Origin of the sequence: Kitasatospora sp. NBC_01250, from assembly GCF_036226465.1 — a bacterium.
Taxonomy (GTDB): domain Bacteria; phylum Actinomycetota; class Actinomycetes; order Streptomycetales; family Streptomycetaceae; genus Kitasatospora.
Window position 1 is genome coordinate 4,826,602 of the sequence record NZ_CP108476.1, and the last position, 25,876, is coordinate 4,852,477.

Annotated in this window: 26 protein-coding genes; 15 read left to right on the forward strand and 11 right to left on the reverse strand. The window is 72.7% G+C overall.

Annotated elements, in window-relative coordinates; translation table 11 throughout:
• Positions 1-35 precede the first annotated feature (35 nt).
• Positions 36-2,201 carry an FUSC family protein gene (locus OG500_RS20110; RefSeq protein WP_327068035.1) on the forward strand — a complete coding sequence of 722 codons (2,166 nt, stop codon included), beginning with the start codon at positions 36-38 and terminating at the stop codon, positions 2,199-2,201.
• Here the strand turns inward: OG500_RS20110 and OG500_RS20115 are convergent.
• The 4 genes from OG500_RS20115 to OG500_RS20130 all read right to left on the reverse strand — a co-directional run bounded on the left by OG500_RS20115 (position 2,190) and on the right by OG500_RS20130 (position 7,381).
• Positions 2,190-2,990 carry a TrmH family RNA methyltransferase gene (locus OG500_RS20115; RefSeq protein ID WP_329582173.1) on the reverse strand — a complete coding sequence of 267 codons (801 nt, stop codon included), beginning with the start codon at positions 2,988-2,990 and terminating at the stop codon, positions 2,190-2,192. The two genes, OG500_RS20110 and OG500_RS20115, sit on opposite strands and share 12 nt — an antisense overlap.
• Positions 2,991-3,054: 64 nt before the next feature.
• Positions 3,055-3,528 (reverse strand): SAM-dependent methyltransferase, encoded by a 474-nt coding sequence (locus OG500_RS20120; RefSeq protein ID WP_329582176.1) that lies wholly within the window; start codon positions 3,526-3,528, stop codon positions 3,055-3,057.
• Positions 3,529-3,589: 61 nt separating this feature from the next.
• Positions 3,590-4,603: a hypothetical protein gene (locus tag OG500_RS20125; protein WP_327068038.1), complete on the reverse strand. Its 1,014-nt coding sequence runs from the start codon at positions 4,601-4,603 to the stop codon at positions 3,590-3,592.
• A 351-nt stretch (positions 4,604-4,954) separates the two neighbouring features.
• Positions 4,955-7,381, reverse strand: a complete 2,427-nt coding sequence (locus tag OG500_RS20130) for a protease pro-enzyme activation domain-containing protein (RefSeq protein ID WP_329582179.1) — start codon at positions 7,379-7,381, stop codon at positions 4,955-4,957.
• A gap of 259 nt (positions 7,382-7,640) precedes the next feature.
• Here OG500_RS20130 and OG500_RS20135 point away from each other — a divergent pair, with 259 nt between their 5' ends.
• Positions 7,641-8,543 (forward strand): DMT family transporter, encoded by a 903-nt coding sequence (locus OG500_RS20135; RefSeq protein WP_327068040.1) that lies wholly within the window; start codon positions 7,641-7,643, stop codon positions 8,541-8,543.
• Here OG500_RS20135 and OG500_RS20140 read toward each other — a convergent pair.
• Positions 8,540-10,063: an FAD-dependent oxidoreductase gene (locus OG500_RS20140; protein WP_327068041.1), complete on the reverse strand. Its 1,524-nt coding sequence runs from the start codon at positions 10,061-10,063 to the stop codon at positions 8,540-8,542. The two genes, OG500_RS20135 and OG500_RS20140, sit on opposite strands and share 4 nt — an antisense overlap.
• A gap of 215 nt (positions 10,064-10,278) precedes the next feature.
• Between OG500_RS20140 and argS the strand changes: the two genes are divergently transcribed.
• Positions 10,279-12,027, forward strand: a complete 1,749-nt coding sequence (gene argS / locus OG500_RS20145) for an arginine--tRNA ligase (RefSeq protein ID WP_329582182.1) — start codon at positions 10,279-10,281, stop codon at positions 12,025-12,027.
• A 44-nt stretch (positions 12,028-12,071) separates the two neighbouring features.
• On the opposite strand, the gene paaN is transcribed toward argS, so the two are convergent.
• Positions 12,072-13,754, reverse strand: coding sequence for a phenylacetic acid degradation protein PaaN (gene paaN / locus OG500_RS20150; RefSeq protein WP_329582185.1), 1,683 nt, complete (start codon positions 13,752-13,754; stop codon positions 12,072-12,074).
• A gap of 174 nt (positions 13,755-13,928) precedes the next feature.
• On the opposite strand from paaN, the gene OG500_RS20155 reads away from it, so the two are divergent.
• A complete protein-coding gene (locus OG500_RS20155) occupies positions 13,929-14,522 on the forward strand; it encodes a TetR/AcrR family transcriptional regulator (protein ID WP_327068044.1) in 594 nt (197 codons plus the stop codon).
• 25 nt (positions 14,523-14,547) lie between these two features.
• On the opposite strand, the gene OG500_RS20160 is transcribed toward OG500_RS20155, so the two are convergent.
• The gene (locus tag OG500_RS20160; RefSeq protein WP_327068045.1) at positions 14,548-15,063 is read right to left on the reverse strand and encodes an Lrp/AsnC family transcriptional regulator; all 516 of its coding nucleotides are present in this window, start codon (positions 15,061-15,063) and stop codon (positions 14,548-14,550) included.
• A gap of 198 nt (positions 15,064-15,261) precedes the next feature.
• Here OG500_RS20160 and pdhA point away from each other — a divergent pair, with 198 nt between their 5' ends.
• From pdhA to OG500_RS20200, 8 genes are all read left to right on the forward strand, one after another.
• A complete protein-coding gene (gene pdhA, locus OG500_RS20165; RefSeq protein WP_327068046.1) occupies positions 15,262-16,404 on the forward strand; it encodes a pyruvate dehydrogenase (acetyl-transferring) E1 component subunit alpha in 1,143 nt (380 codons plus the stop codon).
• 5 nt (positions 16,405-16,409) lie between these two features.
• The gene (locus OG500_RS20170) at positions 16,410-17,405 is read left to right on the forward strand and encodes an alpha-ketoacid dehydrogenase subunit beta (RefSeq protein WP_327068047.1); all 996 of its coding nucleotides are present in this window, start codon (positions 16,410-16,412) and stop codon (positions 17,403-17,405) included.
• 5 nt (positions 17,406-17,410) lie between these two features.
• Positions 17,411-18,709, forward strand: a complete 1,299-nt coding sequence (locus OG500_RS20175; RefSeq protein ID WP_327068048.1) for a dihydrolipoamide acetyltransferase family protein — start codon at positions 17,411-17,413, stop codon at positions 18,707-18,709.
• A 200-nt stretch (positions 18,710-18,909) separates the two neighbouring features.
• Positions 18,910-19,137, forward strand: a complete 228-nt coding sequence (locus OG500_RS20180) for a hypothetical protein (RefSeq protein WP_327068049.1) — start codon at positions 18,910-18,912, stop codon at positions 19,135-19,137.
• 4 nt (positions 19,138-19,141) lie between these two features.
• Positions 19,142-19,627, forward strand: a complete 486-nt coding sequence (locus OG500_RS20185) for a DUF6879 family protein (RefSeq protein ID WP_327068050.1) — start codon at positions 19,142-19,144, stop codon at positions 19,625-19,627.
• A 6-nt stretch (positions 19,628-19,633) separates the two neighbouring features.
• Entirely contained in the window at positions 19,634-20,494 is an 861-nt protein-coding gene (locus OG500_RS20190) for a helix-turn-helix domain-containing protein (RefSeq protein ID WP_327068051.1), read from the forward strand.
• Positions 20,495-20,594: 100 nt separating this feature from the next.
• Complete coding sequence (locus tag OG500_RS20195) at positions 20,595-20,843, forward strand: hypothetical protein (RefSeq protein ID WP_327068052.1); 249 nt, start codon at positions 20,595-20,597, stop codon at positions 20,841-20,843.
• Positions 20,844-21,042: 199 nt separating this feature from the next.
• On the forward strand, positions 21,043-21,609 hold the full coding sequence (locus OG500_RS20200; RefSeq protein WP_327068053.1) for a hypothetical protein: 567 nt from the start codon (positions 21,043-21,045) through the stop codon (positions 21,607-21,609).
• On the opposite strand, the gene OG500_RS20205 is transcribed toward OG500_RS20200, so the two are convergent.
• The 4 genes from OG500_RS20205 to OG500_RS20220 are packed head-to-tail and all read right to left on the reverse strand — an operon-like array spanning position 21,606 to position 22,652.
• Positions 21,606-21,767, reverse strand: a complete 162-nt coding sequence (locus tag OG500_RS20205) for a hypothetical protein (protein WP_327068054.1) — start codon at positions 21,765-21,767, stop codon at positions 21,606-21,608. The two genes, OG500_RS20200 and OG500_RS20205, sit on opposite strands and share 4 nt — an antisense overlap.
• Positions 21,764-22,003: a hypothetical protein gene (locus tag OG500_RS20210; protein ID WP_327068055.1), complete on the reverse strand. Its 240-nt coding sequence runs from the start codon at positions 22,001-22,003 to the stop codon at positions 21,764-21,766. Before OG500_RS20210 ends, OG500_RS20205 begins: the two co-directional genes overlap by 4 nt.
• Positions 21,991-22,254: a hypothetical protein gene (locus tag OG500_RS20215; RefSeq protein WP_327068056.1), complete on the reverse strand. Its 264-nt coding sequence runs from the start codon at positions 22,252-22,254 to the stop codon at positions 21,991-21,993. The genes OG500_RS20210 and OG500_RS20215 overlap by 13 nt, the downstream gene beginning before the upstream one ends.
• Positions 22,251-22,652, reverse strand: a complete 402-nt coding sequence (locus OG500_RS20220; RefSeq protein WP_327068057.1) for an ATP-binding protein — start codon at positions 22,650-22,652, stop codon at positions 22,251-22,253. Before OG500_RS20220 ends, OG500_RS20215 begins: the two co-directional genes overlap by 4 nt.
• A gap of 304 nt (positions 22,653-22,956) precedes the next feature.
• Here OG500_RS20220 and OG500_RS20225 point away from each other — a divergent pair, with 304 nt between their 5' ends.
• From OG500_RS20225 to OG500_RS20235, 3 genes are all read left to right on the forward strand, one after another.
• Complete coding sequence (locus tag OG500_RS20225) at positions 22,957-23,823, forward strand: helix-turn-helix domain-containing protein (RefSeq protein ID WP_327068058.1); 867 nt, start codon at positions 22,957-22,959, stop codon at positions 23,821-23,823.
• Positions 23,816-24,019, forward strand: a complete 204-nt coding sequence (locus OG500_RS20230; protein WP_327068059.1) for a DUF397 domain-containing protein — start codon at positions 23,816-23,818, stop codon at positions 24,017-24,019. Before OG500_RS20225 ends, OG500_RS20230 begins: the two co-directional genes overlap by 8 nt.
• A gap of 243 nt (positions 24,020-24,262) precedes the next feature.
• Complete coding sequence (locus tag OG500_RS20235; protein ID WP_327068060.1) at positions 24,263-25,873, forward strand: globin domain-containing protein; 1,611 nt, start codon at positions 24,263-24,265, stop codon at positions 25,871-25,873.
• The last annotated feature ends 3 nt before the right edge of the window (positions 25,874-25,876 follow it).

Below are 25,876 nucleotides of genomic sequence, written 5' to 3' on the forward strand. Positions count from 1 at the left end.
GAGTGTCCGGCCGGGCACTCCCTAGAATGTCCGGTATGCCCTGGCTTGCGGCGCTCCGCCACACCGGCCGCGCCGGCCTGCGGCCCGAGCGGGCGCTGAGCGACCCGTACCGGGCGGTGCGCGGGGCCGCGGCGGTGGCGCTGGTGCTCTTCCCGGTGCTCGCCGTCGGCGGTCCGGCTCCGGCCACCTCGGCCGCGCTGGGCGCCTTCATCGCCGGCACGGCCACCTTCCAGCGCAGCTTCCGGCCGCGCCCCTCGCTGGCCCTGGCCGCGGGGCTCGGCCTCGGGGTGAGCACCTTCCTCGGCTACCTGGCGGTCTCGGTGCCCGGGCTCTTCCCGGTGCTGCTGGCGACCTGGGCCTTCGCGGCGGGCCTGGCCTGGTCGCTGGGCCCGACCGCCGGTGTGGTGGCCACCAACACGCTGACCGTGATGCTGGTGGTGGTCCAACTGCCCGTCAGCGTGGCCACCGCGGCCGCCCACGCGGGGCTCTGCGCGCTCGGCGGCGGGGCCCAGGCGCTGGTGATCACGCTCTGGCCGATCAAGAGCTGGGGCGCCCAGCGCGACGCGCTGGCCGACGCGTACGCCTCGCTGGCCGACTACGCCCGGCGGCTGCGGCACGACCCGCACGCCGCGATGGACCCGGACCCGCTGATGACGGCCCGCCACGCGGCTGCCGTGACGCCCTGGCAGGACCGCCGCCGGCCGCCCGAACTGCGCGGGCTGCGCGGGATCGCCGAGCGGATCCGTCCGACCCTGGCCGCGATCGCCGACCCCGAGCTCGGCGCGGCGGCCGAGGGCCCGGAGCGGGACCGGGCCCGGGAGCTGCTGGACGGCGCCGCGCAACTGCTGGACGCGCTGGCCCGGGCGATCCGCACCGGTGAGCCGGCCAGCTACCCGGCCTCCGCGCCGGCCGCGCTGATCGCCCCCGCCAGGCCGGTGCTGCACGGCCCGGCGCTGCGTGCGGCCCGCCGGCTCACCGCGCTGCTCGGCCGGGCCTTCGGCGGGCTCGACCAGAACACCGAGTCCACCTTGGAGACCCCGGTCGCCGGGCCCGGCGGGGCGCTGCTGCGCCCGGGGCTGGCCCGGATGCTGCCGGTGGCGGTGCGCACCGCGCGGCGCCAGCTGCGGGCCGGCTCGCCGATCCTGCACCACGCGGTGCGGCTGTCCGGCGTGGTCACCGCCGCGTACCTGCTGGCCAAGCTGACCGGGCTGCACCACAGCTACTGGGCGGCGATGACCGCCGCCATGGTGATCCGGCCCGACTTCGTGCAGACCTACAGCCGGGGGGTCGCCCGGGTGGCCGGCACGGTGGTCGGCGTGCTGCTGGCCACCGGCGTGGTCGAGCTGCTGCACCCGGGGGACTGGGCCGCCTGCGCGCTGGCGGTGGTCTGCATCGCCGGGGCGTACCTCACGCTTCGCACCGGCTACGCGGTGATGACCACCTGCATCTCGGCCTACGTGGTCTTCCTGCTCGGGTTGGAGCCGGAGCCGCCGCTCAGCACCGCCTACGAGCGGATCCTGATGACCCTGCTGGGCGGCGCCGTCGCGCTGCTGGCCTACGCGCTCTTCCCCACCTGGGAGACGGCCCGGCTGCCGGAGCGCACCGCCGAGTGGATCACCGCGGTGGGCCGGTACGCGGGCGCGGTGCTGGCCGCCTACGGGGATCCGGCCGGGCGCGATCCGCGGGCGGTGCGCACCGCGCTGCTGGACGCGCGCGAGGCCCGGGCGGCCTTTCTGCAGGCCCGGGAGCGGGCCGAGGCCGAGCCGGTGCGGCACGCGGTGCACTCGCCGCAGCTCAGCCGCCGGCAGCTGGGCCGGGCCAGGGAGGCGGTCGGGTTCCTCTCCCGGGTCGCGCTGCTGATGGAGGCCCACCTGCCGGGGCGGCAGGCCGAGCCGGTGCCGGGCGCGGCCGACTTCGGGGCGGCGCTGGCCGAGGCGACGGCGGCGGCCGGGGCCGCGGTGCTCACCGGGCGGGCGGTGGACTTCCGTGCGGCGCGCGACGCGCAGCTCTCCTGGGAGGAACTGCTGGAGCAGACGCCGGGGCAGCGGCCCGGCGACCAGCTGGAGGTGGTCCGCTCCGGCAGCCGGCTGCTGATGCAGGCGCTGACGGACCTGGAGAAGGCGGTGCGGCCGCCCGGGTCGGTGGCCGCCGGGCTCGGTTCGGCCGATCCGGCGCCGGCCGAGCCGGGGTCAGCCGGCTGACCGGTGCCCGGACTGCCAGTGGAAGAGCCCCATGCCGACCGAGGTGGCCAGGTTGAAGCTGGAGACCAGCGGGCGCATCGGGATCGCCAGCAGCGCGTCCGCCCGGGACCGCAGCTCCTGGCCCACCCCGTGCCGCTCGGAGCCGAAGACGAGCAGCGCCTCGTCCGGCAGCCGTACCGAGTGGATGTCCGCGCCCTCCGGGTCCAGCACGAACAGCGGGCCGGTCGGGAGCCGGTCGGGCGCCAGCCGGGCCACGTCGGTGGCGAAGTGCAGCCCGGCGCCGGCCCGCACCACGGTCGGGTGCCAGGGGTCCAGGTCGCCGGTGGTGACCACGCCGGTGGCGCCGAAGCCGGCGGCCAGTCGCACCACGGCGCCCACGTTGCCGAGGTTGCGCGGGTTGTCCAGCACCACCACCGGCGCCCGGCGCGGCAGCTCCCGCAGCCGGGCGAGCGCCCGGGCCGGGTCGGGGCGCCGGGCCAGCGCCGCCACCCCGGTGGGGTGCGGGCGCGGCACCAGCTCGCGCAGGGCGGCGGCCGGCACCTCGACGGCGGCGCCCAGCACGGCGGCGGCGACGTCGGGGGCCAGGCCCGTGGCGAGCTCGGCCAGCTGGGCCCGGTCGCTGGTGAGCACCTGGCGGACCTCGCCGCCGAACCGCAGCGTGTGCTTGAGCGCGTGGAACCCGTCGATCAGTACGGTGTCCGGCTCCTGGGCCGTGGCCCGCCAGCCGCCGAGGGCGGTCTCCCGGGCTTCGGCTGCTTCGGTGGGATCGGCAGCGGCGCTGTTGGTCATGTCAGCACTGTCGCACGAGGGGCCCCGTGCTCCCGAGCCGACGGCCGGGCGGTCAGGAGGACGGTCAGTAGTAGGCGCGCATCAGCTCGGTGGCCCACTGCGGCTGTCCGGTGTCGCCGAGTGGCCCGAACTCGGCCATCCACGGCTTGAGATCGAGCACCGGAGTGCCGTCGACCGCGTCCAGGCCGAGCACGTGGACGTCCAGGCCGTCCACCGCGACCAGGCGGCAGCGCGAGACGCCGAGGCGGTTGGGGCGGTTCTTGCCGCGCTGGGCGAAGATGCCGACCTCGGGCCACTCGGGGTTGCCGCGTGGGCGGCGGGCGGTGGTCTCGATCTTCTCCTCGGCCACCTTGTGGAAGTGGAAGACCACCTCCAGGTGCGTGAAGGCGTCCAGGCCGAGCAGGGCCTCGGCGCCGTACTGCGCCGGGTCGAGCCGGATCACGGCGGCGACCTGGCCCCAGTCGTCGTCGATCACCTCGGTGCGGCCGCCGGTGACCAGGCCGATCGGGCGCAGCTGCACGGTGCTGTCGTCGTTCATCGTTCCCCCAGGGACAGGAAGGCTCCGGGGGACGATCCTGCCGCAGCCACCGGCGGGAGCCCTACTCCCACTCCCAGCGGATGCCGCTCTGGCCCGGCTGCTGCTCGGTGGCCAGCACGTGGGCGCTGGCCGAGGCGCCGATCCACAGGCGCTCGCGGACCCGGTCCTGGGCGGCGCCCGGGTCGCGCTCGTAGCGCTCGCAGTGGGCGGGGACCGCGGTGGGGTCGAAGTGCACCTGGAGCACGTACTCGCGCACCGGGGCGGCGAACCGGCGCCCGTAGACGGTGGTCGGACCGCCCGGGGGCAGCTCCACCTCGTACTCGAAGACGGTGGAGTCGCCCAGCCCCAGCGGGCGGTCCAGCAGCAGCTCGGCGACCAGCAGGCCGATCTCGGGGCAGCGCCGGACCCGGCCGAGCCGGGCGTGGCGCACCGAGGTCAGCTCGGGGCAGCCGGTGGCGTCCTCGTCCGCCTGGTGCACCACCAGGCAGCGCGAGACGCCGGACACGGTGGCCCGCACCACCTGACGGGTCCTCAGTACCGCGCCGATCCGGTCGGCTCCGACGTAGCAGGCGTCGTGCACGCTGAGCCGCTCCAGCTCGCTGGTGGGCGGGGCGTCCAGCTCGTCGAAGACCTCGGCGATGCGCAGCTCCTCGGGCCAGATCGTGGCCACGGGCACGCTGTCCTGGGTGCTGCCGGTCACCCACCGCCCGCGCGGGCGGGGCGGGCCGAGCAGACTGGACAGGCCGGTCTCGGGCACGCCCAGCAGGTTCTCCAGCAGTGCCACCGCCTGGACGGAGGAGGCCCGTTCGGGCTGGCTGCGACCGCGACGCCAGTAACTGAGCGTCGTGACACTGACTCTGATGCCCTGTCGGTCCAGCTCCGAGCGGATCCGGTCCAGGCTCAGTCCGCTGGCCTCGATCGCGCTGTGCAGGGTTTCGGCGAAACCGATCGTGGCCGATCGGTCGGCCGGGGCGGGACAGGCCGTGGGCAGCAATCGGCCCAAGGGCAGGGGGCTGAGCGGTCGTTGCTCCACCAGGCGCAGGTGGCCGACGTTCTGCGGATATTGCGAGCCCATGCGAGATAACCCTCCCCACCAGCCGCCTCGTTGCCAGGAGACTTACGTGGCGGAACCGGCTCGGTGCCGTTGTGGGGACGGCACCGAGCTGCAGGAACCTTACGCAGGGATCAGAGGCTACGTCATCTACCCGTGGGTATGACAGTGGTCACGACAAATTAGCTTCACGTGGGTTTGCGGGGATCTCCAAACCCATGAAACGCGAATGCAACAATCCCGCCGGTATCGGACGGCACTCCGATACCGGCGGGATCTCATTCACCTGGGGCTATTCAATTTTTGGTGTCGGTGCGCTACTGCTTAATGACGCGGTGTGGCAGCCGATTTCGCTGGGTGAGACGGCCGGGATTCTCAGCCGACGTTCAGCGCGGTGTCGTCGATCACGAAGCTGGTCTGCGCCGAGGAGTCCTCGGTGCCGGTGAACTTGAGGGTCACCGTCTGACCGGCGTAGGCCGACAGGTCGAAGGTGCGCTGGGTGTAGCCGTTGGCGGCGTCCACGTTGGAGTAGGTGTGCAGGGTGGTGCCGTTGGCCTGGACGGTGAGCTTGTCGTAGGCCGTGTTGCCGGTCTCCGCCGTGTCGATGTGCAGCCAGAAGCTGAAGGTGGCCTTGCAGCCGGCCGGGATGGTGACGGTCTGCGAGAGGGTGTCGGTGTGGGTGCTGCCGTACCCGTCCAGCCAGGCGTCGTAGTTGCCCGAGTGCGAGGGCTCGCTGCTCAGGTCGCTGTTGATCACGCCGGAGCTGGTGCTCCAGGGCGAGGCGGTGCCGCTCTCGAAGCCGGCGTTGCCGAGCAGCTGGGCCGAGGTGCAGCCGCCGGAGGCCGCGGCGACCGTGAAGGTGAAGGCGGTGGTGCCGGTGGCGCCGGTCGAGTCCTTGGCGGTGACGGCCACCGTCGAGGTGCCGGCCGCGGTCGGGGTGCCGCTGATCAGGCCGCTGGCGCTGATCGACAGGCCGGCCGGCAGGCCGGTGGCCGAGTAGCTCAGGCTCTGGCCGGTGGCGCTGTCGGTGCCGGACAGCTGCAGGCTCACCGCGGTGCCCACGGTGCCCTGCTGGGCGCCCGGGCTGGTGACGGTGACGGTGTTGCCGGTCGGGCCGGTGCCGCCGCCGCCGAGCAGGGCGGTGGTCAGCGCGTCGGCGACCGGGGAGCCCCAGCCGGTGACCTGGTCGTAGCCGGTGCCGGCCTGGAAGTCCTGGTTGGCGCCGGTCTTCACGTCGTGGAAGGCGGTGCCGTAGTTGCTGCTGTTGGCGACCGAGTAGAGCGCCGGGTTGGCCTGGCCGAGGTTGGCCTTGCCGGCCGCGGCGGCCTTCTGGTTGAACAGCGCGGTGAAGCCGGACCACAGCGGGGCCGCGGCGCTGGTGCCGCCGTACTGCTGCCAGGCCGGGCCGTTGGTGCCCTGGGTGTAGATGGCGAAGCCGCTGTTCGGGTCGGCGTTGGAGGCGACGTCGGGAACGGTGCGCATGGTGCCGCTCACGCCGGTGCCGGTCTGCCAGCTCGGCTTGCCGAACACGGTGGAGACGCCGCCGCCGGCGGTGCTCCAGGCGCTCTCCGAGGAGTAGGAGTTGCCCGAGACCTGCAGGTTGGTGCCACCGACGCTGGTCACGTAGGTGTCCGAGCCGGGGAAGTCCACCGACTTGACCGAGGCGCCGCTGGTGGAGCGGGTGCAGTCGCGCGAGCCGTCGTCACCGGAGGCGGAGAAGACCGAGATGCCCTCGGCGGCGGCCTGCTTGAAGGAGTTGTCCACCGCGGTCATCGAGGACTGCGTGGTGTCGGGCTCGCAGCCGCCCCAGGAGATCGAGATGACCGAGACCTGGTCGTCGGCCACGATCTTGGCGGCCATGTCGATCTCGCCCTGGTCGCTGTTGGGGGCCTCGTAGACCAGCTGGGTGGCCTTGGGGGCCACGCCGCTGACGATCTCGCTGTCCAGCTCGACCTCGCCCTGGCCGTCGCCGGGCGCGCTGTCGTAGCTCTGGCCGTCGACCGGGACGGTGGTGACCGCCGGGCCGGTCAGGCCGTACTGCTTGTCGTAGGTGCTGAGGTTGGACGACTTGTAGCCGTCGAACTCCCAGAGCGCGACCTTGACCCCGGTGCCGTCCGCGCCGACCTTGTTCAGGTTGTAGGCGCCGTCGTACTGGCTCGGGCCGTAGCCGCTGGGGGTGGCCATCGGCTGCGCGTTGTTCGGCTTGGCCAGCTCGGGGGTGCGCACGGTCTTGTTGTTCAGGCCGGAGACGCCCTGGACGACCGCGGCGACGTCGGCCGGCAGCGTGGCGGCGTTGTCGTTGGCGAAGAACTGCTTGGCGTCCGCGGCGTCGTAGTAGGCGCTCTCGTGCGTCCCGAAGGCCTGCGCGATCTGGGCGTTGGTGCCCTTGGCGTCGATCACCTGGCGGTTGGCGCTGACCGAGGCGGTCAGGCCCTGCGACTTCAGGTAGGCGACCACGTGGTCGACGTCGGCCTGGGTCGGCGCGTAGCGGGCGGCGAACTCGGCCGGGGTCAGGTAGTGGCCGTAGTTCGGCGACTTCGGGTTGGCGACGTCCGCCAGGAACTTGTCCAGGTCGGCCGAGTTGCGCAGCTTCAGGCTGACCGCCACCGACAGCTGCTGGGCGGCGGGAACGTCACCCTGCTTCTGCGAGTGGGACACCGCGGGAGTCACGGTGTTGGGCAGCGAGATGCGCGGGGCCGAGGCGTTGGGGGTCGCGGCCTGGGCAGCGGTGACCGAGAGCGAGGCCGCGCAGAGCGGCAGCAGGGCTATCGCGGCAGCGAGAGCGAGGGGGCGGGGACGCACGGGGCTCCTCCTCTGGTCGGCCAGAACGGCCGGCAGGGTCACGCGTTCCGGGGGGTCGTGAACGCTGTGACAGAACATCCCAGAAGTTCACTGAGAGTTGGCCCATCATCAGGTAATGAAATGCTAAATAACAGTCAAGTGTGTATCGGACCACTGTGAACTGAATGGCGGGGAATCTATACAGTGAATACGGTGGTCCGGACTTTTGCTCCGCGAGTGGTCTGGTCCACCGACCCCGCCGCGCGATTAGCGTGCGGCCATGGCGAAGGCAATCCCCGCACTGCGGGGCTCGGTGTGCGCGGCCGGCGCGATGGTGGCGGCGGGCAGTTCGGCTGCGGTCAGCCCACTGGTGGTCAACTATCCATGGTTTGCTGGGCAGTTCTGGCGATATCTGGTGGCGGCGCTGGCGCTGCTGCCGCTCTGCCGGCGCGGCGCCTGGCCGCGGCTGGGCGGCCGGGGGTGGGGGCGGGTGCTGCTGCTCGTCGCGACCGGCAACGTCGGCTTCAACCTCTGCCTGCTCCAGGCGGTGCGCCGGGCCGACCCGACGGCGGTGGGTGCGGCGGTCGGCGCCGCCCCGGTGCTGCTCGCCCTGCTCGGGCCGCTGCTGGGCCCGCTGCTCGGAGCCGCCGGGGGACGGCGCCGGCCGAGCCCGCGGATCCTGACGGCGGCGCTGCTGGCCTTCGCCGGGCTGCTGGTGGCCCGCTCGGCCGCGGTGGCCACCGGCGCCGGGCTCTGCTGGGCGCTGGGTGCGTTGGTCTGCGAGACCTGCTTCTCGCTGCTGGCCGTGGAGTTGGTCGACCGGCTCGGCGCGGCCCGGCTCTCCGCCGTGGTCTGCCTCGGAGCCGCGCTGGCCTTCGGCACCGGCGCGCTGCTGACAGAGCGTCAACAGGTGTTGCGGCTGCCCACCGGGACCGAGCTGGCGGCGTTCGGCTACCTGGCGCTGGTGGTCACCTCACTGGCGTTCTTCCTCTGGTACCGGGCGGTCGGCGGGCTCGGCGTGGCCAGGGCCGGACTCTTCGTCGGGTTGCTGCCGCTCGGTGCGCTGCTGACCGGGCCGCTGCTGGGCACCGGTCGGCTCACCGCCGCCGGGGCGCTCGGCGCGCTGCTGGTGGCCGGCGCGGTGCTCTGGGGAGTCACCGCGCCGGGGCCGGACACCCCTTAGGACGGGTCCTGGTCCGGGGTGCCCAGCCAGTGGGTGAGCGCGGCGCGCAGCTCGGCGCGGCTGGGATCGGCCGCCGCCCAGGCGGCGTAGCCGTCCGGGCGCACCAGCAGCACGGTGGAGCGCAGCTTGCCGTGCGGGTCGGCCGGCGCGGCGTGCACCAGCCGCTCGCCCCAGGCCTCGCCGACGGCCGGCTCCAGACCGCTGAACGGCGCGCCCGGCGCCCGCTCGTCGGTGCTGACCAGCACGAAGCTGCCGCCGCGCAGGGCTTCGTAGAGCCGCCCGGGCCCACCCGGGGCGTCCTGGGCCAGGCGCAGGTCCGGCACCCGGCGCCCGGCCAGCGGGTGCGCGCCGGGCTCGGCCGGGTAGCTGATCCCGATCCCGCTGACCGACCTGGCCATCCGGGCCATCAGCGGCGGGACCGAGTCGGCCAGCACGGTGGCCGCCGAGCGCAGCGCCCGGGTGGCGGTGCTCGGTGCCAGGGCGAGCCGGATCAGCGCGCCCGAGCTGCGCAGCACCGCCCTGCCGACCGGGTGGCGCTCCTCCTGGTAGGTGTCCAGCAGGCTCTCGGGCGCCCGGCCGCGCACCACCGCGGCGAGCTTCCAGCCGAGGTTGGCGGCGTCCTGCAGACCGGTGTTCATGCCCTGGCCGCCGGCCGGGGAGTGGCAGTGCGCCGCGTCCCCGGCGAGCAGCACCCGGCCGTCGCGGTAGCGCGGCACCTGCCGCTCGTCGCTGTGGAAGCGGGACAGCCACCGGGCCTCGTGCAGGCCGTGGTCGACGCCCAGCGCGCGCCGCGTGGCGTCGGCCACCTCCGCCAGCGAGACCGGTGCGTCGTCGGGCAGTTGGCGGCTGCGGTCCCAGGCGATCGCCCGGTACCAGCCGTCCCCGAAGGAGGCCAGGAAGGCGAAGCCCTCGCTGCTCGCGCCGGCGGTGATCGGCAGCTCGGGGGCCCGCTCCACGCGGACGTCGGCCAGCATCACGGAGCTGACCACCGACTCGCCGGGGAACGGGATGCCGACCAGCTCGCGCACGGCGCTGTGCACACCGTCCGCGCCCACCACGTAGCCGGCCCGGTGGGTGACCTGGCCGCCCGGGGTGGCCACCTGCAGGGTCACGCCCTCGGCGTCCTGGCGCAGGCCGGTGACCCGGTGCTCGCGCAGCAGCACCGCACCGGCCTTCACGGCCCGCTCCTGCAACAGCCGTTCGGTGTTGTACTGCGGGGTGACCAGCAGGAACGGGAACCGGGTGGGCAGCGTGGACAGGTCGAAGCGCAGCCGGCCGAACAGGCGCAGCTCGGCGAGCCTGGTGCCGGTGGCGATCAGCTCCTCGGCCAGCCCCCGGGCGTCCAACTGCTCCAGCGTGCGGGCGTGCACGGAGAAGGCGCGGGTCGTGTTGGCCTCCTTGCCGCGCCGCTCCAGCACCGTCACCCGCAGCCCGGCCGCGGCCAGGTCGCCGGCCAGCAGCAGGCCGGTCGGACCGGCCCCGACCACAACCACCTCGGACTCGGTCAGCTGATCCGTCATGGGCGTAACTCCCCGGGTTCGTCGGCTCATCAGTGGGACGGGGTGACCATCGGTCTCGTACCCACCTTCCCATCATCGCGGGCCCGTTCGGCGCTGTGAATCTCCCGGACGGGGCGGCGGGCGCGAAATTCGGGCGCTTCGCAGCGCCCCGCGCCCGTAGCATGCGGGCACTCGGGCGGCGGTGGTGCCGCCCGGACCGGAGAGAGGAAGCCCTGGTGGCTGAGGTACGCGCGGCGATGACTTTGGTGGAGGACGCGGTGGCCGGTGCCATGACGCGTGTCCTGACCCCAGAGCTCGCCCGACGCGACCCCGTGGTGCGGCCCTCGGAGCACGCCGACTTCCAGTCCAACGTGGCGCTCTCGCTGGCCGGTCCGGCCGGGACGCCGCCGCGCGAGCTGGCGCTCGCGCTGCACGCCGAGCTGGCCGGCGGCCCGGTCGCCGCGACCCTGGCCGGGCCCGGTTTCCTCAACCTGACGCTGACCGACGAGCGGCTCTGGGGCCAGCTCGCCGACCGGCTCGCCGATCCGAGGCTCGGGGTGGGGCTGCCGCTGGCCGGCACCCGCACCGTGGTCGACTACTCCGGGCCGAACATCGCCAAGGGGATGCACGTCGGCCACCTGCGCAGCACCGTCATCGGTGACGTGCTGGCCCGGGTGCTGGCCTTCCTGGGCGGTGAGGTGATCCGGCAGAACCACCTGGGCGACTGGGGCACCAACTTCGGCATGCTGATCCAGTACCTGGTGGAGCATCCCGAGTACGACTGGCAGGGGGACACGGCGGCCGACCAGGTCTCGGTGCTGGACGTCCTCTACCAGGCCGCCCGGCGGCTCTTCGAGGCCGATCCCGCCTTCGCCGAGCGGGCCCGGCAGCGGGTGGTGGCGCTGCAGGGCGGCGACGAGGCGACGCTGGCCCTGTGGCGGGAGCTGACGGCCGTCTCCGGCAAGGCGTTCCAGGCGCTCTACGAGCGGCTCGGGGTGCTGCTCACCGAGCAGGACACCGCCGCCGAGTCCAGCTACAACCCGTACCTGGACGAGGTGGTGGCGGAGCTGGTCGAGGCCGGTATCGCGGTCGACAGCGACGGCGCGCTCTGCGTCTTCGCCGAGGACCTGACCGGGCCGGACGGCGAGCCGGTGCCGCTGATCGTGCGCAAGAAGGACGGCGGCTACGGCTACCCGGCCACCGACCTGGCCACCCTGCGGCACCGGGTGGAGCGGCTCGGCGTGGACCGGATCCTCTACGTCACCGACGCCCGGCAGGCGCTGCACTTCCGGCAGGTCTTCGCCACCGCCCGGCGGGCGGGCTGGCTGCCCGCCGGGGTGGCGGCGGTGCACGTGCCGTTCGGGATGGTGCTCGGCCCCGGCGGCACCCCGTTCAAGACCCGCTCGGGCGGCACCGTGCCGCTGGCCGGGCTGCTGGACGAGGCCGTCGAGGGGGCGCGGGCGGCGACGGCCGACAAGGCGCACGAGCTGACCGCCGAGGCGCTCACGGAGGTGGTCGAGGCGGCCGGGATCGGCGCGGTCAAGTACGCGGACCTGTCCACCTCGCGGGCGAAGAACTACGTCTTCGACACTGCCCAGATGGTCTCGCTGAACGGCAACACCGGTGTCTACCTGCAGTACGCGCACGCCCGGCTGTGCACCCTGCTGGGCAAGGCGGGCGGTGCCGGGGCGGACGGGGTGGACGCCTCGCTGCCGCTGCACCCGGCGGAGCGGGCGCTGATCCTGCGGCTGGACGGCTTCGACGCGGTACTCGGCGAGGTGGCCCGGGAGTTGGAGCCGCACCGGCTCTGCAGCTACCTGTTCGCGCTGGCCAAGGCGCTCACCGAGTTCTACGGCGCCTGCCCGGTGCTCAAGGCGCCCACCCCGGCGCTGCGGGCCAACCGGCTGGCGCTCTGCCGGCTGACCGCGCGCACCCTGGCGCAGGGGCTCGACCTGCTGGGACTGAAGGCGCCGGAGCGGATGTAGGGCTCAGCGCCCCGCCCGCTCCGGCGCCGGCCGGCCAGGCCGGCTCAGTCCTGGTAGCGGATCTCCACCACGCGGAACCGGTTGGCCACGAAGGCGGCGTCGGTGTAGGCGGCGTTGGCGGCCGGGTTGGCGCCGGTGCCGTGCAGGTCGGAGAAGGCGGCGGTCTGGTTCGGGTAGACGCCCCCGGTGAGGTTGAGCGAGAGGCAGACGCCGGAGTCCAGGCAGGCCTGGACCAGCTGCTGCTCGACCTCGGCGGAGGTGGTGTAGCCGGTGGCCGTCATCGCGCCCTTCTCGGTGACGGTCAGGCGCAGCAGCTCCACGGCGTCCTGGGCGGAGTCGACGGCGACGGCGAAGTAGACCGGGCCGAAGCACTCGGTGAGGAAGAGCGCACGGTCGTCCGGCTTGTGCGCCTCGACCTTGATCAGCGCGGGGGTGCGGATGGTGGCGCCCGGGAACTCCTCGCTGGTCACCACCCGCGGCGCGAGGGCGAGGTCGCCGTACTCGCCGCCGGCCGCCGCCGCGCTGCGCTGCAGCACGGCCGGGTTGACCACGGCGCCCAGGATCGCGGCGGCCCGGGCGTCGTCGCCGAGCAGGCCCTCGATCGAGCCGGCCAGGTCGGCGACCACCTCGTCGTAGGACTTCGGGCCCTGGTCGGTCTCGATGCCGCCGCGCGGGATCAGCAGGTTCTGCGGGGTGGTGCACATCTGGCCGGTGTAGAGGGAGAGCGCGAAGGCCAGGTTGGCCAGCATCCCCTTGTAGTTGCCGGTGGACTCGATGACCACCGTGTTGACGCCGGCCTTCTCGGTGTAGACCAGCGCCTGCTTGGCGTTCTGCTCCAGCCAGTCGCCGAACTCGGTGGAGCCGGTGTAGTCGATGATCCGCACGTCCGGGTGGAGCGCCAGGGTCTTGGCGATGCCCTCGCGGTCGCGCTCGGCGGCCAGCGTGACGAGGTTGGGGTCGAAGCCGGCCTCCTCGAGCACCTCGCGGGCGATCCGCACGGTGAGCGCCAGCGGCAGCACCGCGCGCGGGTGAGGCTTGACCACCACCGGGTTGCCGGTGGCCAGCGAGGCGAACAGACCGGGGTAGCCGTTCCAGGTCGGGAAGGTGTTGCAGCCGATCATCAGCGCGGTGCCGCGCGGCACGGTGACGAAGCGCTTGCGCAGCACCAGCGGGTCGCGCTTGCCCTGCGGCTTGGTCCAGCTGGCCTCGGCGGGCAGCTTGGCCTGCTCGGCGTAGGCGTAGGCGACCGCCTCCAGGCCCCGGTCCTGGGCGTGCGGGCCGCCGGCCTGGAAGGCCATCGCGGCGGCCTGACCGGTGGTGTGCTGGACGGCCAGCGCCATCTCGTGCGAGCGGGCGTTGATCCGGGCCAGGATCTCCAGGCAGACCGCGGCGCGGGCGGCCGGGGTGGCGGCGGCCCAGGCGCCCTGGGCGGCCTTGGCGGCGGCCAGCAGCTCGGGGACCTCGCTGCGCGGGTAGGAGATGTTCAGTTCGAGGCCGAAGGGGGAGACCTCGGTGCCCTCCAGCTCGCCGGTGCTGGGCTGGCCGGGCAGCGCGAAGGGGGTGCCGAGCAGGGACTCGAAGGCACGCCTGCCCTCCTCGGGTGCGCCCTCGCCGTAGGCCTTGGGGAACTCGGGGTAGGGCGACCAGTAGTCCCGTTCGCCGAGCGCGGTGAGCGCCCGGGTGAGGGTCTCCTGGTGACGTTCGATCAATGCGTCCACGGCGGCCATGCGGGCTCTCCTCGGAGGGGGAGGACTGGGCTGACGCTCCTCAGCGTAACCGAACGATCGGTCGGGGGGACAGGGTGTGCGGGGACGGGCTGTGCGGGGACGGGGAGCACGGGCAAGGGGTGCGCGGCCAGGGGTGCACGGAGGCGGCCCGCCGGGTGCGGGGATACTCGGTGCATGGCCGAGTACCCGAACCGCACCACTTACACCGTCGACTCCCTGCTCGCCGTCACCGTGGAGGTCTTCAACGACCGCGGCTACGACGGCACCTCGATGGAGGACCTGTCGCGGGCGGCCGGGATCTCCAAGTCCTCGATCTACCACCACGTGCGCGGCAAGGAGGAGCTGCTGCGGCTCGCGGTCGGCCGGGCGCTGGACGGGCTGTTCGCGATCCTGGACGAGCCGGGTGCCGGCCGGGGCCGGGCCGTGGACCGGCTGGAGCACGTGGTGCGGCGGACCACCGAGGTGCTGCTGGCCGAGCTGCCCTACGTCACGCTGCTGCTGCGGGTGCGCGGCAACACCGGCACCGAGAAGTGGGCGCTGGAGCGCCGCCGGGACTTCGACCACCGGGTGGCCGAGCTGCTCCGGGAGGCGGTGGCGGCGGGCGAGCTGCGCGCGGACGTGGAGCCGCGGCTGGCCACCCGGCTGCTCTTCGGGATGATCAACTCGATCGTCGAGTGGTACCGGCCCGACGGCCCGCTGGCGGAGCACACGGTGGACGGGGTGCCGGACGCGGTGATCCACCTGGCCTTCGACGGTCTGCGGGCCTGAGCGGGCGCCCTCAGGCCGGGCGCCCTCAGGCCGGAGGTACCCGGTCGGTCTCCTCGAAGACCAGCAGGGTCTGGGTGGAGAGCACGTCGGGGATGGCCTGGATGCTGCCCAGCACCAGCTCCCGCAGCGCCCGGTTGTCGGCGGTGTGCACCAGCATCAGCACGTCGAACTCGCCGCCCACCAGGGCGATGTGCGCCACCCCCGGCAGGTCGAGCAGCTGTTCGCGCACGGTGCGCCAGGAGTTCTGGACGATCTTCAGGGTGACGTAGGCGCAGGCGCCCTGACCGGCCCGCTCGTGGTCGACCCGGGCGGTGAAGCCGCGGATCACGCCGTCCTCCATCATTCGGGCGATCCGGGCGTAGGCGTTGGCGCGCGAGACGTGCACCCGCTCGGCGACCGAGCGTATCGAGGCCCGGCCGTCCTGCTGGAGCAGCCGCAGGATCGAGCGGTCGACCCGGTCGAGGCCCCGGTCGGCGCCGGTGCCCACCGCCGGGAGCTGCGCTCTGCCTCCGGTCGACCCGGCCATTTGTTCAGCACTCATGTCCCCCAGCCCTCCCATGATGGACGCGCTGCCTTCAGCAGACTGCCGCGGCGGCCGATTGTCCAGCACCTTGGTTCGGCTGTGGCCACAATGAACAGACAACCGAACAATCGGTTGGGAGGCAACACCCCCCTGCCGTCCTTCCCGCGGCCCGCCGGCTTCCGCTGCGGCGACCTCCCCACCCCTTGGAGGTGCCTGATGACCGTCCTCGACCACCGGCCCACCGCGCCCGTCCCCCCGTGGCTGCCCGACGCGAGCGGCCCCAGGACCGACCCCGCACCGCTGCTGCCGGACACCTCCCCGGTCCGCGTCCTCGGCACCCCCGCGCTGGCCAAGTACGACCCCGAGCTGCTGCGCGACCTGTACCGCCGACTGGTGGTGGGCCGCCGCTACAACCAGCAGGCGACCACCCTCACCAAGCAGGGCCGGCTCGCGGTCTACCCCTCCTCCACCGGCCAGGAGGCCTGCGAGGTGGCGGCGGCGGCCGTGCTCGGCGCCGACGACTGGCTCTTCCCCAGCTACCGCGACACCCTCGCGGTGGTCGGGCGCGGGGTGGACCCGCTGGCCGCGCTGACCCTGCTGCGCGGCAGCGCGCACACCGGCTACGACCCCCGGGCCACCCGGACCGCGCCGCTCTGCACCCCGCTGGCCACCCAGGCGCCGCACGCGGTCGGGCTGGCGCACGCGGCGCGGCTGCGCGGCGAGCCGGTGGTGGCGCTCGCCATGCTCGGCGACGGCGGCACCAGCGAGGGCGACTTCCACGAGGCGCTGAACTTCGCCGCGGTGCTGAACGCCCCGGTGGTCTTCCTGGTGCAGAACAACGGCTACGCCATCTCGGTGCCGCTCACCAAGCAGTCGGCGGCGCCGAGCCTGGCGCACAAGGCGGTCGGCTACGGGATGCCCGGACGGCTGGTGGACGGCAACGACGTGGTGGCCGTGCACGCGGTGCTGGCCGAAGCGATGGACCGGGCCAGGTCCGGCGGCGGCCCGACCCTGGTGGAGGCGCTGACCTACCGGCTGGAGGCGCACACCAACGCCGACGACGCGACCCGCTACCGGGTCGGCGAGGAGGTGGAGGCCTGGCGCGCGCACGATCCGCTGGTGCTGATGGAGCGCCACCTGCGCGAGGCCGACCTGCTGGACGACGCGACGGTGGCCCGGGCGGCCGAGGAGGCCGAGGCGGTGGCGGCCACCATGCGCGCGGAGTTCCACGCCGAGCCCGAGCTCGACCCGCTCAGCCTGTTCCGGCACGTGTACGCCGAACCGACGCCGCAACTCATGGAGCAGGCGGAACAGTTGGCGGCCGAGCTGGCGGCCGAGCAGGCGGGGGCGGGGGCGTGAACGTGATGACCACGGAGCAGGGTGTGCGCACCAGCAGCATGGCGCAGGCGCTCAACGCCGCGCTGCGCGACGAGATGCGGGCCGACCCGGCGGTGCACCTGCTGGGCGAGGACGTCGGCACCCTGGGCGGGGTCTTCCGGATCACCGACGGCCTGGCGGCCGAGTTCGGCGCGGACCGCTGCCTGGACACCCCGCTGGCCGAGGCGGGCATCCTGGGCACCGCGATCGGCATGGCGATGTACGGGCTGCGCCCGGTGGTGGAGATGCAGTTCGACGCCTTCGCCTACCCCGCGATGGAGCAACTCGTCTCGCACGTGGCCAAGATGCGCAACCGGACGGCGGGCGGGCTCGGCCTGCCGATCACCGTGCGGGTGCCCTACGGCGGCGGGATCGGCGGGGTGGAGCACCACAGCGACTCCTCCGAGGCGTACTACACGGCCACCCCCGGGCTGCACGTGGTCACCCCGGCCACCGTCTCCGACGCCTACGGCCTGCTGCGGGCCTCGATCGCCTCGGACGACCCGGTGATCTTCCTGGAGCCCAAGCGGCTCTACTGGTCCAAGGACGAGCTGGACACCACGGCCCCGAGCGAGCCGATCGGGCGCGCGGTGCTGCGCCGGGCCGGGCGCTCGGCGGTGCTGATCACCTACGGGCCCTCGCTGCCGGTCTGCCTGGAGGCGGCCGAGGCGGCCAGGGCCGAGGGCTGGGACCTGGCGGTGCTGGACCTGCGCAGCCTGGTGCCGTTCGACGACGCGACGGTCTGCGAGGTGGTCCGCTCGGTGGGCCGCGCGGTGGTGGTGCACGAGGCGAGCGGGTTCGGCGGCGTCGGTGCCGAGATCGCCGCCCGGGTCAGCGAGCGCTGCTTCCACCACCTGGCCGCTCCGGTGCTGCGGGTGACCGGCTTCGACATCCCCTACCCGCCGCCGATGCTGGAGCACCACCACCTGCCCGGCGTGGACCGGATCCTGGACGCGGTCGCCAAGCTGCAGTGGGAGGACTGAGCGTGATGCCCATCGTGCGTGAGTTCACCCTGCCGGACCTCGGCGAAGGACTGACCGGGGCCGAGGTGGTGCGCTGGCTGGTGGAGGTCGGCGACGTGATCGCCGTCGACCAGCCGGTGGTGGAGGTGGAGACCGCCAAGGCGATGGTGGAGGTGCCCTGCCCGTACGGCGGGGTGGTCACCGCGCGCTACGGCGAGGTCGGCGAGGAACGGGCGGTGGGACAGCCGCTGGTGACGGTGGCGGTCTCGCCGGAGCCGGGCACCACCGTGCCCGATGCCGCGGGGCCGCAGGAGAACGAGCGCCCGCTGGTGGGGTACGGCGTGGCGGAGGGCGGCAAGGGCTCGCGTCGGCGCCGGGTGGGTGCTGCGGCCCCGGCCGGGCAGGCCGTCGCTGCTCCGGTCGCCGCTCCGCAGCCGGTGGTCGAGCAGCCGGCCACCGCGATCGCGGTGATCTCCCCGCTGGTGCGCAGGCTGGCCCGGGAGCACGGCGTCGACCTGGCCGCCGTTGCCGGCAGCGGCCCGGACGGGCTGATCATGCGGGCCGACGTGGAACGCGCGATCCTGCCGGCCGCCGCCCCGGCACCCGCCGCGGTGCCTGCGGACGCGGAGGTCGTCCCGCTGCGCGGGCTGCGCCGCACGGTGGCCGAGAAGCTCACCCGCAGCCACCACGAGATCCCGGCGGTCACTGTCTGGGTGGACGCGGACGCGACCGAACTGCTCGCCGTGCGCGCCCAGATGAACCAGGCACCGGACGCCCCGAAGGTCAGCCTGCTCGCACTGTTCGCCCGGATCTGCGTGGCCGCGCTGGCCCGCCACCCCGAGCTCAACTCCAGCGTGGACCTGGACGCGAACGGCGCCCCGGTCGCGCTGCGCCGGCACACCGCCGTCCACCTGGGCTTCGCCGCGCAGAGCGAGCGCGGTCTGGTGGTCCCGGTGGTGCGCGACGCGCAACGGCTCACCACCGAGCAACTGGGCGCGGAGCTGGGCCGGTTGACAGCTTCCGCACGCGCCGGCACGCTCACCCCGGCCGAGCTGACCGGAGGCACCTTCACCCTCAACAACTACGGCGTCTTCGGCGTCGACGGCTCCACCCCGATCCTCAACCACCCGGAGGCGGCGATGCTCGGGGTGGGCCGGATCACGGCCAAACCATGGGTCCACGAAGGCCAGTTGGCAGTGCGCCAGGTCACCCAGCTGTCGTTCACCTTCGACCACCGGGTCTGCGACGGCGGCACGGCGGGCGGCTTCCTGCGCTTCGTCGCGGACTGCGTGGAGCGACCGGGGATGCTGCTGCGGCAGGTGTGAGCAGCGTGCGACGCGGAGCAGGGCCGCGGCGGTGCTTCATGATGACCGCCGTGGCCAAGCCGAGGAGGGGTCTTCCGACCTGGGGATCCCGGCCTCCGCTGAACCCGTGCTGGCAAGTTCGGGCAAGTTCGGCGTTCTGAGCCCGCAACTGCGGCACGCTGTGTCACAGCGCTCGACTCCGCAGCCAAAGGAGACGCACGATGGCACTGCACAGGCTTGGGAAGGACCCGGAGAGTCGCAACGGCAACTCGCCTACCGTCTACTACGACGACGTCACCGACAACTACCTGCTACAAGGGTGGAAGGTGCTTGACGAGGAGCGGCTGTCGCAGCTGGACATCCCGGACCACGAGGATGTCATCGAGTTCCCGCGCCGCATGATGAAGTTCTTCCCGGAGGTCAACCACGGTGCCGACGCCGACAGTTGATCAGTTGCTCAGGGAAGCGACCAGGAGCGCCAAGCACCTTGAGATGCGCGACGGGTACATGCTCGACGACCCGTGCTTCATCACCTGGCAGCGGGAGAACCGGGTAGAGCTGGACGCTGGGAGCCAGGCGTGGCGCGCGGCAGTCTCAGGTGCCACGCACCGAGGAGTCCAGGTGCAGCGCGCCCGCGTCTTCTCGACGCCCGCCAGCGACTACCTGCGCTTCGAGTACGAGTACACGACGTCGCTCAACCAGCCTGCCGGCGAGGACGTCCGATGGCTTCCGCGACGGCGGAGTACCGCCATCGCTCTACCGGGGAACGACTTCTGGCTGTTCGACGATGAGACCCTCCTCGTTCTTCACTTCGCGGGCAACGGCGACTGGGAGGGCGCCGAGATCGACACGCGACCGGCAGCCATCGACCTGTGCCGGGAGGCATTCGAGGCCGTCTGGCGACAAGCCGTGCCGCACGAGGACTACAGCATCGTCTGACGAACAGTGACCTCCGAAACACCAGCGGTCCGCCAGCGCCGGCTCGACCTCGGAAAGCGGCTGGGAGAGATCCGGAGAGACGCACGCCTCACAGCGCGGGAGCTCGCCTCTCGCGCTGGTTGGCACGAGTCCAAGTGCTCCAACATCCAGAGCGGACGCAGGCTCCCCAGCAGCGACGACATCCGCGCGTGGACAGCCGTGTGCGGTGTGCCCGAACAAGCCGACGACCTGATCGCCGCCGCCCACGGCATCGAGGGAATGTACGTCGAATGGCGGCGCGCCGCACGCAACGGTGCCCGCCACATTCAGTACACGGCGGTACCGCTCTTCAAGGGCACCCGGCACTTCCGCATCTACGAGCCAGGCGTCATTCCTGGGCTCCTCCAGACGAGGGCCTACGCTGGGGCCATCCTCAGCACGTCCGTACGCCGCTTGGATTCAGGTGCCGACGTCGAAGCGGAGATCGAAGCGGCGGTCGAGGGCAGGCTGCAGAGGCAGGAAGTGCTCTACGACGGCGGTGGGCGGCGCTTCGCCTTCCTGATCGAAGAGTCCGCGCTGCGCTCCCGCGTGGCCGATGACGAGACTATGGCCGCCCAGTACGGCCATCTCCTGCGGGTCGCCGAGCTACCGCATGTCAGCCTCGGCGTCATCCCGTCCGGCGTTCGGCGCGCGGTGTGGCCGGTCGAAGGGTTCTGGATCTTCGACCAGGCGCGTGTCGTCGTCGAGACCGTCACGGCCGAGATCACCATCACCCAGCCCAGCGAGGTGCGGCAGTACGCCCGCACCTTCGCCCAGCTCGGGCAGCTCGCTGTTCACGGCGCTGCTCTCCGGTCTCTTGTGACCACCGCGATCGACTCGCTGGGCTGAACCTCCCGGCAAACCAGGGCAAGTTCCTGGAGACGCGGTCGCCGTGGCTCCTACCTTCTTCCTGGGGACAGTACCAACTGCCCCGAGGAAGTGGGTTGTTGTGGCCGCGAGCACCCGAATCAGGAAGACGGTCAGCGCCGGGGAGATGGCCGAGGTCCGAGCCGAGTACCTCGCCGCACAGGGGGATCGCGTCGCGCGCGGCACGCCCGAACTGGTCAACACCGCGTGGTGCGGCTGTCCGAAGCACCAGTGCACGAAGGACGACATTATCGTGACATCTCCCACCGAGAGGCCACCAGGCCCCATGCCGCCGGATGGCGACACCACCGACCCCGACCGCGACGAGTAGGAAGCAGGAGGAACTACTCATGAGCACTGCCACGATGAAGCACAAGGGGGACGCGAAGCCGCCGCCGAAGCACGCGGGCAAGCCCGCGCCGGAGAACCCCAACCCGCCGCAGAAGTAGCGGTTCGGCCAGCAGGGCGGCAGGCCCCTCGCGCGCGTCGCGTCGTGAGGGGCCTGCCGCCGTTTTCGAGGGAGAACGGCGATGGATGACCGACTTGTCATCGCGTACAGCACACGGCACTTCTCCGAGACGGACTGGGCTCTGAGGGCGGACCGCTGGACGGCGTCCTTCTACCAGAATGACTCGGGCAAGGTATTCGGGACCGCCGTGATCACCCGTGTTGTTCCTGGTGCGGTCCCGAACATCCGGGAGACGCTGGCTGCCGACCCGGGCCTTCTCGACCGCATCCCGCAGGTGATCTTCACCGAGGACGGCAGGATGACCCCTGCCGTGGCCGAGCTGCGGCCCTCGCTGTTGCTCCTGCTGGAGTCGGTCGAGGTCTGCGACGAATGGCGCGGGAAGGGCGTGGGGATGCGCCTGGCCGTCGAAGCCCTGCGCCGCCTAGCTGTGCCTGGGGCGCTGGCAGTGTGCTATCCGGCACCCGTCCATCCGCAGCACGGGCCTGGAGAGGTCTGCTCGTACGAGTCCGATGATCCTGAGGTTCGGCGCCCGGACGAGGAGGCCGTGGTGAAGCTCCGGCGCGCCTGGGCGGGGCATGGCTTCTCGCTGCTCGCCGACGCCGTGTACGTCCGCCGGGTGGAGTTCTAGCCAGGTGGAGGGGGTGGGCCCGTCGGGAGGGTGGTGTCCTCGTCGGGCCGGGTCAGCCGGAGGGAGGTGACGACTCCGAGGGCGACGCCGGCGATCGCGAGCGCGAAGCAGATCGCCAGGGCCGCGATGATCAGAGCGTCCTCGGTGCCGGGCCTCACCGGTGGATGCCGATGAGGCGCCGGCCGAGCCGGGCGGCCAGGTCCTGGAGCAGGTGATCGGCCTGCTGGTGGGTGAGGGCGAGGGCGAGTTGTTCGCCGGGGCCGACGTGGATGTCGAGGTCGACGGCGGCCCGGAGCTGGAGGGCGGCGTCGGGCGCGGACTCGACGTCGAGGTGGGCGACGGTGGTCCGCTCGACGTGGGGCGCGGCGCCGCCGAGGATGATCAGGACTCCCATGGTTCTTGCTCCCTCCCTTCCAGCTCGCGGATCAGGTCGAGGAGGTTGAGCAGGGTGCTGACCGGGGCGTTGCCGAAGTTGACGAGGACGTGCCCGTCGACGGTGCCGTTGGTCCGGGCGGAGCCCCAGAGAAGGCCGAACTGGTTTCCTCGCTGCTGGAGTTCGGTGATCAGCTCGGTCACCTGGGCATCGTCGTAGTCGCAGGTACGGGGGTCGGCCGGCGCGATCGGCGCACGGCGGGCGGCGGTCACGCGGCCGAGTCCAGCTCGAACCAGACGCGTTTGCCGCCGCGCTCGTGCGGGTCGGCGCCGAACCGGTGGGTGAGCGCGCGGACCAGGTGCAGGCCCCTGCCGGACAGCTCGTAGGGATCGGCGGTGCGGGGGCGCTGCTCGGGCAGAGCGGGGCTGTCGTCGGCGACGGAGACCCGGAGCGTGCGGAAGGCCTGGTCGGCGAGGAGCACGACCACGACGACGGGCGCGGGGCTGCCGCCGTGCTTCCAGGCATTGACGAAGAGCTCGTGCAGGGCGAGTTCGGCGTCGTGGATGAGGTCGTCGGACCACCCAGCGGTGGTGAGGAGGTCGCGCAGCTCCTTGCGGGCGGCGGACCAGTCGGGCGGCTGGGAGAAGGTGGGGCGGGCACAGGAAGGCATGGGAACCTCCGCGAGGCGGTGGACTGGTGAGGATGAGGATGCGGTGATCGGCGGATGCGTCGCCGTGAGCCAGGCCAGGACGGGACTGGTTGAGGTCGCGTGTGGCTGCTCTGCGGTGCGGGGCAGTGTGCGCCTACTGCCCTGGTGAAAGGCGTTACTGACGATCCGTCGGATCGGGTATGGCAACGACCATAGCGCACGAGGTCCCAAATTTGTGCCGCACATCACGAGGTTCATCCGATCGTGGATGGCACGGTGCTGCGCGTGCGGCAGACTGCTCTCAACCAGCTGTTGAGAGGAGACCATGGCCCTTCGAACGAACCCGACTCTCCGTCAGCGCCGACTTGGCACCGAGCTGCGGCGGATGCGGGAGCAGGCCGGCCTCGGAGGCAGCCAGCTCGCGCGCCAACTCGGCATCAACCCTGCCCATGTCACGCAGATGGAGAGCGGCAGGACCGGGCTCAGCGTGGAGCGCTTGTACACCATCGCTGACCTGTGCATGTGCACCAGCGAGCCCCTGGTCAGCGCGCTGGCCGACATCATCATCAACCGGGGACCGAGCGGCTGGTGGGAGGAGTACCGAGGTGTGCTTTCGTCCCATCTCCTCGATCTGGCAGAGCTGGAGGGGCACGCATCGAAGCTCACCTGCTTTTCTCTGTCCTACGTCCCTGGGCTGCTCCAGACAGGTTCCTACGCCAACGCCTTGTTCGCGCAGACGCTTCTGCCCCTCCCGCAACAGGAAGTCGACACCAGGACCACGTTCCGCCTGCGCAGGCAACAGGTTGTCCGATCAACCGGGACGCCCTACTCGTCACTCCTGTACGAATCCTGCCTACGCGGCCAGTTCGGTGGGGCCGCAGTGCTCCGCGGCCAGCTTGCCTCGCTCCTGGAAGACTCCGAGCGCCCGGGGATCTCGATCAGAGTCGTGCCGTTCGATGCGGCAGTCTTTCCGATCCCGAGTGAGAGCATCGGCCACATGGCAGGCCCAGTAGCGGAGTTGGACACCATCCAGCTCGATGCCTTTGACGGTTCCCGCCTCCTCGACTCACCCGCTCAGCTTGGGCGCTATCGCGCAACCTTTGATCGCATCGGATCTATTGCACTGTCAGAAGATGAATCACGCGTCTTCATTCGTTCCATCATGAAAGAGATGCAAGGAATCAATGACTAGCTCACAGTGGCAGAAGTCCAGCTTCAGCAGCAATGACGAGGAGTGCGTCGAAGTCCGCACCGCCGACGGCCTGATCGAGCTCCGCGAGTCCGACGAGGGCGACGTCATCGTCCGCACCACCCCCGTCAAGTTCGCCAAGTTCCTCCAGGGTGTCAAGGACGGCGAGTTCGACCACTTCGCCAGCCCATCCAACTGAACCATCGGGCCGTTGCCCGCCGAAGGCCGCCGAGCTGCGCGAAGGCGCGGGTCGGCGGCCTTCTTCCGCTGTGCGTCGGCTACACCAGAGCGGACCCACCCGCCGGCCCGGTGCGCAAAGGGAGCGACCCTAGCGCGCGGACCGGGCGTCCGTCCGGCGTTTGCGCGATTTGTCGGATCAGCTGTTCGGCCGTGCCACGCTGCTGGAGGCGTTGCTGGGACGACCGGAGGCGAAACGATTCTCTTGAGCACGCGACAGGTCACCGTGAAATCGCTCGCCGCGATGCTGGTCCGCTCGGGGCAGGGGTCGGCCGCGGCCACCTCGGTGCCGGGGATGACGACGCCGCTGCCGACGCCGGTGGCGCCCCAGCCGACCGGGCAGGTCGTGCCGCCGATGCCGACCGAGCCGCCGGCCGTACCGCCCGCCGCCCCACCGGCCACCACCCCGCCGGTCACTCCCCTGCCGGTCGGCCCCGCGCCGGTCGCCCCGTCGGTCGCCGCTCCGGCCGGTTCGGCGCTCGACCTGGTGCGCCCCGCCCCCGCCGCCGAGCCCCGCCCGGCCATCGAGCCGCTGTTCCGCTGGGCCCCCGGCCTCAACTGGACCGGACCGGGCGATGGTTGGAGCCAGGCCTGGGCGGCGCCGGGCCCGCCCACCGTCCCCGGTCCCGCTCCCGGGCAGTTCGCACCGGCCGCCCCGGTCGACGCCGCCCAACCGCCCACCGCCCGCGACCTGGAGCTGATCCGGGCCACCCTGGCGGTGGTCGAGCCGGTGGCGGACCGGGCCACCGCACACTTCTACGCGCTGATCTTCCTGCACCACCCCGAGGTGCGCTCGCTCTTCCCCGCCGCCATGGACGTGCAGCGCGACCGCCTCTTCCGGGCCCTGCTCCAGGCCGCCCGCAGCGCCGACGACCCGGCGGGCCTGACCGCCTACCTGGCCCGGCTCGGCCAGGGCCACCGCAAGTACGGCACGCTCAGCGGCCACTACGCGCCGGTGGGCGAGTGCCTGGTGGCGACGCTCGCGCGGTACTGCGGCACCCGCTGGGACGCCGAGGCCGAGCTGGCCTGGCGCCGGGTCTACGGGCTGGTCTCCCGGATCATGATCGAGGCCGCCGAGCAGGCGGCCGTCGGCTCGCCGCCCTGGTGGCAGGCCGAGGTGGTCTCGCACCGGAGGCTGGGCCGGGACGTGGCGGCGATCACCGTGCGGCCCGACCAGGCCTACCCGTACCGGGCCGGCCAGTACACCAGCCTGGAGACGCCCTGGTGGCCGCGGGTCTGGCGGCACTTCTCGTTCGCCACCGCGCCGCGCCCCGACGGGCTGCTGACCTTCCACGTCAAGGCCCTGCAGGCCGGCTGGGTGAGCAGCGCGCTGGTGCGCCGGGCGGCGCCCGGGGACGTGCTGCGGCTGGGTCCGCCCGCCGGGAGCATGGTGCTCGACCACGCCGTGCCGGCCCCGCTGCTCTGCCTGGGCGGCGGTACCGGGATCGCGCCGATCGCCGCGCTGGTCGAGGAGTTGGCCGCGCACGGCAACCCGGCCGGGCGCCAGGTGGCGGTCTTCTACGGCGCCCGGCTGCACGCCGACCTCTACCAGCTGCCGGAGCTGCAGGAGTCGGCGCGGCGGCACGCCTGGCTCACGGTCTGCCCGGTGGTCTCCGAACCGGACGAGGAGCCCGGCGGCGACGGTGCGCTGCGCGGGCTGCTGGGTGACGTGGTGGTGCGCAACGGTCCGTGGGACGGGCACCACGCCTACCTCAGCGGTCCGGCGGCGATGGTGCGCCGCTCGGCTGCCGCGCTGCTGCGCTCGGGGGTGCGGGCCGAGCACCTGCACCACGACCTGCCCGACGGGCAGAGCTGAACC

What these genes read in the sequence shown, in the direction of transcription:
- OG500_RS20155 (WP_327068044.1), top strand. Translation starts at nt 13,929, where the DNA reads ATGGCCGAGTACCCGAACCGCACCACTTACACCGTCGACTCCCTGCTC.
- OG500_RS20125 (WP_327068038.1), bottom strand. Translation starts at nt 4,603, where the DNA reads ATGGGCTCGCAATATCCGCAGAACGTCGGCCACCTGCGCCTGGTGGAG.
- OG500_RS20115 (WP_329582173.1), bottom strand. Translation starts at nt 2,990, where the DNA reads ATGACCAACAGCGCCGCTGCCGATCCCACCGAAGCAGCCGAAGCCCGG.
- OG500_RS20175 (WP_327068048.1), top strand. Translation starts at nt 17,411, where the DNA reads ATGCCCATCGTGCGTGAGTTCACCCTGCCGGACCTCGGCGAAGGACTG.
- OG500_RS20220 (WP_327068057.1), bottom strand. Translation starts at nt 22,652, where the DNA reads ATGCCTTCCTGTGCCCGCCCCACCTTCTCCCAGCCGCCCGACTGGTCC.
- OG500_RS20200 (WP_327068053.1), top strand. Translation starts at nt 21,043, where the DNA reads ATGGATGACCGACTTGTCATCGCGTACAGCACACGGCACTTCTCCGAG.
- OG500_RS20210 (WP_327068055.1), bottom strand. Translation starts at nt 22,003, where the DNA reads ATGGGAGTCCTGATCATCCTCGGCGGCGCCGCGCCCCACGTCGAGCGG.
- OG500_RS20120 (WP_329582176.1), bottom strand. Translation starts at nt 3,528, where the DNA reads ATGAACGACGACAGCACCGTGCAGCTGCGCCCGATCGGCCTGGTCACC.
- OG500_RS20170 (WP_327068047.1), top strand. Translation starts at nt 16,410, where the DNA reads ATGACCACGGAGCAGGGTGTGCGCACCAGCAGCATGGCGCAGGCGCTC.
- OG500_RS20230 (WP_327068059.1), top strand. Translation starts at nt 23,816, where the DNA reads ATGACTAGCTCACAGTGGCAGAAGTCCAGCTTCAGCAGCAATGACGAG.
- OG500_RS20135 (WP_327068040.1), top strand. Translation starts at nt 7,641, where the DNA reads ATGGCGAAGGCAATCCCCGCACTGCGGGGCTCGGTGTGCGCGGCCGGC.
- pdhA (WP_327068046.1), top strand. Translation starts at nt 15,262, where the DNA reads ATGACCGTCCTCGACCACCGGCCCACCGCGCCCGTCCCCCCGTGGCTG.
- OG500_RS20160 (WP_327068045.1), bottom strand. Translation starts at nt 15,063, where the DNA reads ATGAGTGCTGAACAAATGGCCGGGTCGACCGGAGGCAGAGCGCAGCTC.
- OG500_RS20225 (WP_327068058.1), top strand. Translation starts at nt 22,957, where the DNA reads ATGGCCCTTCGAACGAACCCGACTCTCCGTCAGCGCCGACTTGGCACC.
- OG500_RS20140 (WP_327068041.1), bottom strand. Translation starts at nt 10,063, where the DNA reads ATGACGGATCAGCTGACCGAGTCCGAGGTGGTTGTGGTCGGGGCCGGT.
- OG500_RS20110 (WP_327068035.1), top strand. Translation starts at nt 36, where the DNA reads ATGCCCTGGCTTGCGGCGCTCCGCCACACCGGCCGCGCCGGCCTGCGG.
- paaN (WP_329582185.1), bottom strand. Translation starts at nt 13,754, where the DNA reads ATGGCCGCCGTGGACGCATTGATCGAACGTCACCAGGAGACCCTCACC.
- OG500_RS20180 (WP_327068049.1), top strand. Translation starts at nt 18,910, where the DNA reads ATGGCACTGCACAGGCTTGGGAAGGACCCGGAGAGTCGCAACGGCAAC.